9 protein-coding genes are annotated in these 10,569 nt (G+C 54.0%); 6 read left to right on the forward strand and 3 right to left on the reverse strand.

Annotated elements, in window-relative coordinates; genetic code table 11:
* Positions 1 to 325: 325 nt before the first annotated feature.
* The gene (locus tag FD32_RS03310) at positions 326 to 1,474 is read left to right on the forward strand and encodes a trans-sulfuration enzyme family protein (RefSeq protein ID WP_047768626.1); all 1,149 of its coding nucleotides are present in this window, start codon (positions 326 to 328) and stop codon (positions 1,472 to 1,474) included.
* Between the two features lie 12 nt (positions 1,475 to 1,486).
* Positions 1,487 to 2,605: a trans-sulfuration enzyme family protein gene (locus FD32_RS03315; protein WP_047768624.1), complete on the forward strand. Its 1,119-nt coding sequence runs from the start codon at positions 1,487 to 1,489 to the stop codon at positions 2,603 to 2,605.
* Between the two features lie 39 nt (positions 2,606 to 2,644).
* On the opposite strand, the gene FD32_RS03320 is transcribed toward FD32_RS03315, so the two are convergent.
* Positions 2,645 to 3,196, reverse strand: coding sequence for a hypothetical protein (locus FD32_RS03320; protein ID WP_047768622.1), 552 nt, complete (start codon positions 3,194 to 3,196; stop codon positions 2,645 to 2,647).
* Between the two features lie 113 nt (positions 3,197 to 3,309).
* On the opposite strand from FD32_RS03320, the gene FD32_RS03325 reads away from it, so the two are divergent.
* Entirely contained in the window at positions 3,310 to 3,831 is a 522-nt protein-coding gene (locus FD32_RS03325; protein WP_047768619.1) for a GNAT family N-acetyltransferase, read from the forward strand.
* Between the two features lie 49 nt (positions 3,832 to 3,880).
* Here the strand turns inward: FD32_RS03325 and FD32_RS03330 are convergent, their stop codons facing one another.
* Together FD32_RS03330 and FD32_RS03335 are read right to left on the reverse strand one after the other, a co-directional pair.
* A complete protein-coding gene (locus tag FD32_RS03330) occupies positions 3,881 to 4,681 on the reverse strand; it encodes an SDR family NAD(P)-dependent oxidoreductase (RefSeq protein ID WP_047768617.1) in 801 nt (266 codons plus the stop codon).
* Between the two features lie 140 nt (positions 4,682 to 4,821).
* On the reverse strand, positions 4,822 to 6,168 hold the full coding sequence (locus tag FD32_RS03335) for a ClC family H(+)/Cl(-) exchange transporter (RefSeq protein WP_047768615.1): 1,347 nt from the start codon (positions 6,166 to 6,168) through the stop codon (positions 4,822 to 4,824).
* Positions 6,169 to 6,275: 107 nt separating this feature from the next.
* Between FD32_RS03335 and FD32_RS03340 the strand changes: the two genes are divergently transcribed.
* The 3 genes from FD32_RS03340 to ndk all read left to right on the forward strand — a co-directional run bounded on the left by FD32_RS03340 (position 6,276) and on the right by ndk (position 10,494).
* Entirely contained in the window at positions 6,276 to 7,436 is a 1,161-nt protein-coding gene (locus FD32_RS03340; RefSeq protein ID WP_047768613.1) for a cation:proton antiporter, read from the forward strand.
* A gap of 211 nt (positions 7,437 to 7,647) precedes the next feature.
* Complete coding sequence (gene helD, locus FD32_RS03345) at positions 7,648 to 9,963, forward strand: RNA polymerase recycling motor HelD (RefSeq protein ID WP_047768611.1); 2,316 nt, start codon at positions 7,648 to 7,650, stop codon at positions 9,961 to 9,963.
* A 66-nt stretch (positions 9,964 to 10,029) separates the two neighbouring features.
* Positions 10,030 to 10,494, forward strand: a complete 465-nt coding sequence (ndk, locus tag FD32_RS03350; RefSeq protein WP_047768610.1) for a nucleoside-diphosphate kinase — start codon at positions 10,030 to 10,032, stop codon at positions 10,492 to 10,494.
* Positions 10,495 to 10,569: the final 75 nt, after the last annotated feature.

Genomic DNA, 10,569 nt, shown 5'->3' on the forward strand with positions numbered 1-10,569 from the left:
AGCTATACTAACCATAATTTAATTTAACTCTAATTTTATAAGCGCATTGATGAGAAGAGTAAAGGCATCCCGTTTCAGGCAGTGACCGCTGATGGTGAGAAGGCGGGTAACGGGGCGTCTTGAAGATGAGCTCGGAGCAACGAGGCGTGGTCGGTCAATTGCCGGCTGTAATTCCGGCAGGATCCGTTACCATCCCTGGTATTTAACTTATTAAGTACTGTTGAGGCTGATTTTATCGGCGAAATTGGGTGGTACCACGCTCCGTGCGTCCCTAGGTAGAATTTTTCTGCTTAGGGGCGCTTTTTTATTTAGGAGGGGAAGTAAAATGACGAATTTCAATACACGACTTGTTCACCAACCTGCACAGGGAGATAACGGCACCGGGGCAGTAACCGTCCCCATTTATAAGGCAACCACCTTTGAGTACCCGGCAGTGGGCGCCCCCATCAAGGACGACTATTCACGGTCAGGCAACCCGACCCGGCGGGCATTGGAGGACCAGCTGGCGGATCTTGAAGGTGGGTGCCAGGGTTTTTGTTTCTCTTCGGGGATGGCAGCAATTCACGCGGCCCTCGCAATCTTCAAGCAGGGGGACCACATCATCGTTGGGGACCAGATTTACGGTGGGACCTTCCGCTTGCTCCACCAGTTCTTTGCCCGCTGGGGCCTATCCATTACGGCGGTCGACACCCGGGATCTAGCGGCAGTTGAAGGGGCCATCCGCCCGAATACCAAGGCCATTTACTTTGAACCGGTGACGAACCCCCTGCTTCAGGTGACCTCCGTCAGTGATGTTGCCCGACTGGCCCACCAGCACCAGCTGTTGACGATCGTGGACAATACCTTCCTCAGTCCCTACCTCTTACGGCCGTTGACCCTGGGGGCCGACATTGTCATTCACAGTGCCACCAAGTACCTGTCCGGTCATTCTGACGTTTCCGCCGGCGCCGTCATCGTTAAGGGCCCAGCACTCGCCCAGCGGGTCTACTTCATTCAAAATGCCCTCGGCGCGGTCCTGTCGCCTGAAGATAGCAACGAACTGGCCCGGGGAGTAAAGACCCTCAGCCTGCGCCTTGACCGGCAGATTGCCAACGTCAAGGAGTTGGTTAACTACCTGCGACCCCGGCCGGACATTGCACAAATTTACTATCCCGGGGTTAAGGGCCTGGCGGGGTACGAAGCCCTGCAAAAGGAGGCAACCGGTGCGGGCGGTGTCTTTTCCTTCGAACTCAGCACGGGGGTCGACCCGGTTCGCTTTGTCAACCAGCTGCAGCTTTTTAAATTGGCGGTCAGCCTGGGAGCGGTGGAGAGCCTGGTTGAACTTCCCAGCAAGATGAGTCACGCGGAGTTGAGCCCTGCAGAACAGCTGGCCGCGGGAATCAAGCCGGGATTAATCCGGATGGCCGTGGGAATCGAGGACTACCGCGATCAAATTGCCGATATTAAGCAAGCCCTGGCTAAGTCACGAAAGTAAGGAGGAAGAACTATGTCAGAAAAATCACTCGATACAATCATTGCCCAGGCTGGTAACCACCTGGATGGTAAAAAGGCCGTTGCCCTGCCCCTGTACTTTTCATCGAACTACCGCCACGATTCACTAGCGGAGGCCAAGAATTTTGACCCCCACCGTGGCTACACCTATTCAAGACTGGCCACCCCTAACCGGCGGGCGCTTGAGGAAACGATGGCCCGGTTAGAAAAGGGGACTGCCGCCTTTGCGGTCAGCTCGGGGATGGCGGCCATCCAGCTGGCCCTAAGCATCCTCAAGACGGGGGACCAACTGATCTCGTTAGACGACCTCTACGGCGGCGATTTTCGCTACTTCCGCTGCCTGCATGACCACGCCGGGGTTGATTTTGACCAGTTGGACGGCCAATCGATTGATGACCTGGTGGCTAAGGTTTCCGAGAAAACGAAGCTCGTGTGGTTGGAGACGCCATCAAATCCAATGATGAAGAAGGTCGACATTCAGGCAGTGGCCACCGCGGTGCACGAGAAGAACCCCCAGACCCTGGTGGCGGTTGATAATACCTTCTACACACCGGTCTACCAGCAACCACTGACCCTGGGGGCCGATATAGTGGTTCATTCGGCAACGAAGTACCTCTCGGGGCACAATGACCTGCTGGGTGGGATATTAGTCTGTAAGGACCCCGACCTCGCCGCCAAGTACTACGAATACCACATTACCACCGGCGATACCCTCGACTCGTTTGACTCCTGGCTCTTGTTGCGAAGCCTGAAGACGCTAACGGTTCGGGTCGAGCGCCACACCAGCAATGCCCAGCAGGTCGTTAAATACTTGCAAGGTGAACCCCGCGTCAGTAAGGTCCTCTATCCCGGCAAGGGCGGTATCATTAGCTTCTACCTTAAGGATGAGGACGACGTCGAGAAGATTTTGAACAACGTGAAGGTGATTACCTTTGCGGAGAGCCTCGGGGGAATTGAAAGCCTGATCACAATCCCGTTTTACCAGACCCACGCGGATGTGGAACTTGACCAACGGCAGCGGCTGGGCATCACACCCCGCCTCCTCCGGCTGTCCGTCGGTCTGGAAGATCCAACAGACCTGGTTAACGACCTTAAACAGGCACTTGGTAAGTAAAAGGCGCCCCGCACGGTGAGCACGGGACGCTAATATCAATTATTTACGGTGACGCGGGGCAACTGCCCGGCGGATTGTCGGATAGCGGGCCAAGAGGGAAATACCATAGGCGAAGCTGGTCGCCATGGTAAGGGCCCAGACGAACCATTCGTTGCTGAAGCTGAAGAAGGCAATTGAGGAAAGGTCCTTGAGGATTTCCTTGAACAACTCCTCAAACACTGCGGCCCCACTGACCGTGGCCTGGTCGGCAAATTCAATGATGATGTCAATTACGAACACGACAATCCAGCCGAACAGGTAGGGCCAGTTGCGCTTGACCTTAATGAGAGGCCGGCCGTAGCGATCCTTTCCCTGGGGGCTAGTGACCGAGACCCGGGTCGCCTGGAAGAAGCCGATGAGGATCCAGATTATTAACAGGAGGATGGTCAAAAGAACCTTGTGGGCAAAGTGCTCTTCACGCAGGGCCAGGACCATCATGACGAAAGCGTAAGCGGGGATGATGATCAGGCTCCGCCGGGTGACGGGCTCAAACTCAAATGTCCCCTTCACAAATGAATATATTAATAAGGTGAAAAGGATGATAACCCACATTTTTAACTAGTCCCCCTCCTGGTAGTTATTGTTTCCATTATAGTTCACAACGGGGTGGACAGCAGCACCGATTCGGGTAAAATAGGAATAAATTCAACTGGAGGAGAAAAGCAATGCAAAAGTACACACGTCAGGCCAAGCTGGCCGATTTATCCCGGATAATGTCAATTGTTCAAGACGCCAAGGCCCAGCTAAAGGCCGCCGGCAGTTCCCAGTGGCAGGGCGCCTATCCTGCTGGAGACGATATTGCCGCGGATATCAAGGAGGGTCACGGTTTTGTCTTCATCAACGGGCAGGAGATTTCCGGTTACGCGGCGGTAATCGTGGGGGCTGAGCCAACCTACCAGAAAATTGCTGGGGCCTGGCAAAATGACCAGGATCCGTACGCCACCATCCACCGCATCTGCTTTAGTTCCGCATACCAGGGGGAAGGGCTGGCGAAGATTTTCATGGCCGACCTCTTAAGTCTGCAGGTCGCTCAGGGAGTTATCAATTTCCGGATTGATACGTCGAAAGATAACCAGCCGATGCAGGCGGTTGCCAAGCGCAGCGGCTTTGTTTACCGGGGGATTATCCAGGTCACCGAGGATAAGGAAAACCCTGACCGGTTAGCCTATGAATTGAATTTAAACTAAAAAATACGAAGTCCGGGAACTTCTCCCGGGCTTCGTATTTTTACTTACTTTATGGACGTTGGCCGAGGCCACCTTCTAATGTAATGGTCTCTCCCGTCATGTACTTAAAGTCGGGTGAGGCCAGTTGGACGCAAACCCGGCCGATTTCCTTTTCCGCGTCCCCAAAGTGGCCCATTGGGGGAACGTGGACGTTAGCCTTGAAGGCATCCGGGAAGGCGGTCTTAAACTGTTCTAATTTGGCAGTCCAGGCGAGCGGGCAGACGACGTTGACGTTCACCCCGTCCTTGGCCCATTCGGTAGCGGCCACCCGGCTCATCCCCCGGATACCCTCCTTTGCGGCGGCGTAGGCACATTGGCCATAGTTGCCGAAGAGACCGGCACCGGAGGCAAAGTTGATCACTGAACCACCGTTTTCCTTCAAGTATGGGTAGCAGGCCTGCATGTAGTAGAAGGCCGCGTACAAACCGGAATAAATTGCCAGATCGAACTGGTCCTTGGTGTGGCCCGCCAGCGTGACGCCGGAAGCGGACGCCTGGGCATTATTGATCAATACGTCAAGGCGGCCGAACTTGGCAATCGTCTTGTCGACGACGTTCTTGACCACGGCCGGGTTGTCAGCCTGGGGGGTGATGTCCGCCGGCACTGCCAGTACCTCAATTCCGTAGTTCTTCTCTAGTTCGTCCTTCGCGGCGGCGAGTTTGGTTTCGTTACGACCGGTAATAACCAGGTTGGCCCCCTCCCTGGCGTAGGCGGTGGCGATTCCGTAGCCAATTGACCCACAGCGGCCGTCACTTAAAACGGCCCGCCCGGCACCAGTGATCAGAGCTACTTTTCCCTTTAGAAAGCCCATGTTGTTTCCTCCTTTAAATGATCAATCTCTGTAGCTTAATTTTATCATGGCCCCAGCTAGTGGCTGATATAGGACGAATTATCTTAATAAAAAAATAATAAAACAGTTGCTGAATGCTTGGGTCAGCGACTGCTTTATTACTACTTTTCAAAAGTCATTTCTTCACGCAGGGCGTCGTAGATAAATGGCTGTGACCCGAGAGCCATGCTGGTGTAGTAGGCCACGAAGGTTACGATTGCCATTGGGAGGATCTGTTCGATTGAACCAATCATTTCCGTGGCCAAAAGAATCGAGGTAATTGGCGTTCCCTCCGTGGCGGCAATGTAGGCAGTCATCCCCAGGACAATCATGTTCAAATAGCAGGCGGCCGGAAGAATTCCCGCGTGGACCATCAGCAGGCCGAAGATGGCCCCCCAGATACCGCCGAGAACGAAGATGGGCATGAAGATACCACCGGGAACAGTAGCCCCGTAAGAAATCATGGTACCGACAAAGCGAATTACCAGGAAGGCGACCAGGAGGATGAGGTAGTGCCACCAACCCCGGCTATTGGGCATGATGCTCAAAAACTGGATTACCTTGTGGCTTCCCCCCAGCAGCTTCGCATTCCACAGGCCGACGGGAATCACAAGGAGGAGGGGGACAATACTGTGGAAGCGGTCGGGAATGATGGTCAGCTTGCTGTACCACCACTTCAGGTTCAGGATGCAGTACTGAAAGCCGTACGCCCCCGCCCCAATTACAACCCCGGCGACCAGCAGCCAGGGGTAGGCGTTAAAGGGGAGGTTCATTTTGATTGGCAAGTACAGGCAGGGCCGGGTTCCAAAGTAGAGGAAGGTCGCAAAGTCAGCCGCAATGCAGGCAGACAAAGTGGGCACCCAGACCCGGTTTTTGAAGTCGTGGGTAACTTCCTCCAGCAGGAAGACGGTCCCGGCGAGGGGGGCACTGAAGGCCGCCGCGAGCCCTGCCGCGGCCCCGCACTGTAAAAGAAGGTGGCGGTCGTCATTACTGAGGTGGAAGACTTTCTCCGAAAAGCCTTCGCCAATGCAGGCCCCCATTTGGATGCAGGGCCCTTCCCGACCCAGGAAGAGACCGGGACAGATTGCCAAAAGGCCGCCGACGAACTTTCGCCACAAAACGGCCCACCACTTCATCTGGTGCTTGCCAAGCAGGATGGCCTCAATCTGGGGAATCCCGGACCCGAGGAGGTCGAGCTCTTCACCCCGGATAGTACGGGCAATTAGCCCGGCGATGAGAAACATCAGCAGGACGTAGGGGATGAGCAACCAGGGGTGGCGGGTCATCTGGGGATAGATAAACCAGAGGACTTCCAGGGTATGGTCAATGATCCACCGGAAGGCCCCAACGAGCAGGCCGGTAAAGAAGCTGACCACGATTCCCGCCCCGACATGCTTGAGAAAGGAATTAGTGAATGGGCGTCGCAGTAAGTCACGCGCCCGCATGGGTTGTGCAGTTTGCAAAATCATTTCCTCCCAAAAATAAGTTCACTTCAAATTATATCCTTTCTTGCTGGTTCGTGCTGAAACTTATGCTATCATTAGTCTCAGTTACTAAATGAAGTGGAGGAAAGAAAATGGAATTTATTGCAACTCTGGCGGGGCTGTTGCTGATGACTCAGATTGTTGCTCACTACTGCCGGCGGGTAGAAATTCCCGAGGTAATCGGGCAGATTATTGTTGGCATTATTGTGGGTCCAGCAATGTTGAATTGGGTCCACCTCAACTCAATGATGAACGAATTTCAGGAGATTGGGGTTATTATTTTGATGTTCATTGCGGGGCTCGAGAGTGACCTCTCGCAGTTAAGAAAGTACCTAAAGCCCGCCTTCGCGGTGGCAATGGCGGGGGCTATCATCCCGGTCATTGTGATGTCGCCGGTGGCCTACTTCTTTGGCTTCACCAAGACTGAGTCCGTCTTTATCGGGGTTATTTTTGCTGCCACGTCCGTCAGCATTTCGGTAGCGGTCCTGCGGGAGTTCAACCAACTCAGTAGCCGGGAGGGGGCAACCATCCTCGGGGCCGCGGTTGCCGACGACATCATCGGTGTCATGATGTTATCGATCATGATCAGTGTGATCAACGGTGAGGGTGGCGACGCCCACACCAGCCTGCCACTCTGGTTGGCCCTGTGCCTGCAGGTCCTCTTCTTTGGTGGGACCTACCTGTTGGTCCGCTGGCTGGCTCCCTATTTGATGCACCTTAGCGAGAAGATGCTGACCGAGTCGGCGCCGTCTGTCATGGCAATGATCATCTGCCTGGGGATGGCTTCAATTGCGCACTACGTTGGCCTAAGCGGGGCGGTCGGGTCCTTCTTTGCCGGGATTGCGGTTGCTAACACCCACCGGAAGGAGACAATTGACCGGAGCTTTGAGCCCATTGGTTACGCCATCTTTATCCCCCTCTTCTTCGTTAGTGTCGGCCTGAACATGCGCTTTGATAACATTCAGCGTTCCCTGCTGTTCGTGATCTTGATGACGGTGTTGGCTTGTTTGACCAAGTTAGTCGGCTGTGGGGCTGGGGACCGGATTGCCGGTTTCAACATGGTAAGCTCCTACGTTGTTGGTAGCGGGATGATTGCCCGGGGGGAGATGGCTCTGATCACCGCCCAGATTGGGTATGAGGCCCACCTCCTGTCGCCGATGTACTATTCAGACGTTATTACCGTGATCATCCTGGCAACGATCTTGGCGCCGTTTATTTTGAAACATTCGTTGAAAAAATTACCTACTACTTGAAATTAAGCTGAAAAAAGTATTGAAGTGCTCCGTATGGCTAGTATAGGACGATCGTTGGCACGGCACGGGCCGACGATTGCCCGTAACTAGACATTAGGAGCACGCTTTTTTTCGAATGAAAAGAGGGGTGGCCCCAGTCGCTTTTGGTTGGGTCCCCGTGGATAAAATGCTAAAATAGATAATCACGATTACAGAGAAAAGGGGAACGAAAATGGAAGACGGAGAGCAACGCGTTGAACAGCAGCGGGTCGACCGGGTCGATGAGGAAATCGCCCGCCAGATCACAGAAACCAAGGAATCGGTCGCTGCTGCCCATAAGGAAACCCGGGCGGTCGAAAAGAACTACAGCGAGAACGCCTCAATCAATCGTTACGAAGTTGACGATATTGCCGAATCGCGGTCCGAACTTGAACAGCAGCGGCGACTAGTTTCCCAAGCGGCCGAGAACGAAACCATCCTAAACCACCAGCTCCGTACCCTAAAGAACCTCCAGGGGTCCCCGTACTTTGGCCGAATCGATATTCTGGACCCGGGCAAGGACGAGCCGGAGAGCCTCTACATTGGGACGGCATCGCTGATGAATAGTGACAAGACCGACTTCTTGGTTTACGACTGGCGGGCGCCCATCTCCGGGGTCTATTACAACGGAACGCTTGGCAAAGTTAAGTACGAGACGCCGGCGGGAACGCAGACCACTAACCTGGTTAAGAAGCGTCAGTTCACAATTAAGGATGGTAAGATCACCAACATGTTCGATACCAACGAAACGGTCGGTGACGAGCTCCTCCAGGCCGCCCTCGGTGAGCAGAACGACCAGTACATGCACAACATCGTGGCAACGATTCAGCAGGAACAAAACGACATTATCCGGGATACAAGAAGTGACCTCCTCCTTGTCCAGGGGGTTGCTGGTTCCGGGAAGACCTCCGCAATTTTGCAGCGGATTGCCTACCTCCTCTACCACAGCCGGGCAGAACTGAATGCCGACCAAATTGTCCTCTTCAGTCCGAACAACCTCTTTAGCCACTACATCTCAGAGGTCCTGCCGAGCCTGGGGGAGCGGAACATGCGCCAGGTCACGCTGGCCGGCTTCCTCCGCCGGCGGTTTGAAGGCCTCCAGGTGGAGACCCTCTTTGACCGCTACGAGGAACGGCAAAAAAACGGTGGGGACCACGTTGTTGCCGACTTTTTAGAAGGTGCCCCAGTAATGGCAGCCGTCTTTGACTACGTTCACCAGTTACCCGTGGATCAGATTCAGTTTGCTGACCTGACTTTTAACAGCCAGGACTTCTTCAGTGCGGACCATATCCGCGACCTTTACCGGGCCCTTCCCAAGACGATGACGGCGGCGGATCGTTTGGTTCACCTAAAGAACAAGCTAATTCGTGAACTCCAGCACCGGGTACGAGAAGAGGCGAAGAAGGACTGGGTTGCTAAGGCCCTCGATGACTTGGACGTCCAGCAGCTCCACCGCCTATACGGCAAAAAGACGGTTGACGACTTTAAAGATGAGGACGCCCAGTACGCCTACCTGGCCCGCCGCCTGGCTAAGCGCCGTCTACGGGTGGTGGCCGACGCAATTTACAACAACTACTTCATTGACTTTTACAACCAGTACGAGCGCTTCCTCCGCCAGGTCGACCTTCCGGAGAACATCAGTAAGCGGGACTGGATTAACACGATTACTGACTACCAAAATGAAATCGAGTACCATCGTCTGAAGCTGATGCACACGGTGCCGCTGATGTATTTGCGGGACTTGATGACGGGGAGTGGGCAGAACCAGTCCTTCCAGTACGTCTTTATTGACGAGATGCAGGACTACCCACTGGCAATGCTGATCTACCTCCGCCACGCCTTCCCCCGGGCCAAGTTTACCGTCCTGGGTGACAGTGAGCAGGCGCTGTTCAAGCCCCTCCGTCTGCCTCAGGAGATGCTTAAAGAATTAAGCACGGCCCTGCAGGCCAAGCATCCCAACCTGATTGCCCTGAACCGGAGTTACCGGTCGACTAAGGAAATCACCGACTTCGCTAAGGCACTCCTGCCCGATGGGGACCAGGTTATTTCCTTTACCCGTCACGGGGAGCGCCCGGCCCTCTATGTCCGCTATGACCAGGCGGCCTGCGATCAGTGCGTGACGGCGATGGTAGCCAAGCACCGGCAGAAATTTGAAACGGTGGCGGTCCTGACCAAAAACCGCGACCAGGCGGAACATATTTACCGTCATCTGCACCAGCAGGGGGTTAATGACCTCCACTTACTCAGCGCCCGCGATAGTGTCCTACCAACGGGGATCCTTGTTTTGCCAATATACCTCGCCAAGGGCCTCGAGTTTGATGCCGTCATTGCCTACGATATTTCCCAGGAAAACATGGCCAACGTCGATGCCGTCGGGATGATCTACACAATGGCAACCCGGGCAATGCACCAGCTGACCCTGGTAAGCAATGGTCCGGTTGCCAAGGCAATTACTCCCAAGGCGGGCGATCAGGTCGTAATTGAGCACGAATTGACTGACAAACAGTAAAAACGCTTTCACGGCCTAGGGGAATATGTTACTCTATTAGTAGCGATTTATAAGGAGATGTTCCGTATGGTAAAAGATGAATATACATTGGTATTGGTAAAGCCAGATGGTGTTAAGACACGGCACATCGGTGATATCATTACCCGAATCGAACGGAAGGGTTACACTATTGAAGCCCTGAAGATGATCATCCCAACCGAGGAAAAACTACGTCAGCACTATTCTGACAAGGTGGACAAGCCATTCTTCCCTGAACTTTTGGAATACATGACTGAAGGCCCAATTGTCGGAATCGTGGTTTCCGGGACGAACGTTGTCCAGGCTATCCACAACATGGCCGGGGCTACTAACCCAGGCGAGGCCGAGTGGGGGACCATCCGTGGGGACTACGGTCGTGAATGGCCAGATGGTAACCTGCGGAACATCATTCACACCTCTGATACGGTGGACAGTGCCACCCGGGAAATCGGTATCTGGTTCCCTGAATTTGACGTGGAACAAGCTCGTAAGGCTAAGTTAGAGAATAACTAATATCTTTAAAAATAAGGAAACGGGGCTGTGACATAAGTCCCAAATAATTAATGGAGTTAGATGAAATTTTCGGAT

It is taken from the genome of Limosilactobacillus panis DSM 6035, assembly GCF_001435935.1.
GTDB lineage: Bacteria > Bacillota > Bacilli > Lactobacillales > Lactobacillaceae > Limosilactobacillus > Limosilactobacillus panis.

What these genes read in the sequence shown, in the direction of transcription:
- FD32_RS03310 (WP_047768626.1), top strand. Translation starts at nt 326, where the DNA reads ATGACGAATTTCAATACACGACTTGTTCACCAACCTGCACAGGGAGAT.
- FD32_RS03315 (WP_047768624.1), top strand. Translation starts at nt 1,487, where the DNA reads ATGTCAGAAAAATCACTCGATACAATCATTGCCCAGGCTGGTAACCAC.
- FD32_RS03320 (WP_047768622.1), bottom strand. Translation starts at nt 3,196, where the DNA reads ATGTGGGTTATCATCCTTTTCACCTTATTAATATATTCATTTGTGAAG.
- FD32_RS03325 (WP_047768619.1), top strand. Translation starts at nt 3,310, where the DNA reads ATGCAAAAGTACACACGTCAGGCCAAGCTGGCCGATTTATCCCGGATA.
- FD32_RS03330 (WP_047768617.1), bottom strand. Translation starts at nt 4,681, where the DNA reads ATGGGCTTTCTAAAGGGAAAAGTAGCTCTGATCACTGGTGCCGGGCGG.
- FD32_RS03335 (WP_047768615.1), bottom strand. Translation starts at nt 6,168, where the DNA reads ATGATTTTGCAAACTGCACAACCCATGCGGGCGCGTGACTTACTGCGA.
- FD32_RS03340 (WP_047768613.1), top strand. Translation starts at nt 6,276, where the DNA reads ATGGAATTTATTGCAACTCTGGCGGGGCTGTTGCTGATGACTCAGATT.
- helD (WP_047768611.1), top strand. Translation starts at nt 7,648, where the DNA reads ATGGAAGACGGAGAGCAACGCGTTGAACAGCAGCGGGTCGACCGGGTC.
- ndk (WP_047768610.1), top strand. Translation starts at nt 10,030, where the DNA reads ATGGTAAAAGATGAATATACATTGGTATTGGTAAAGCCAGATGGTGTT.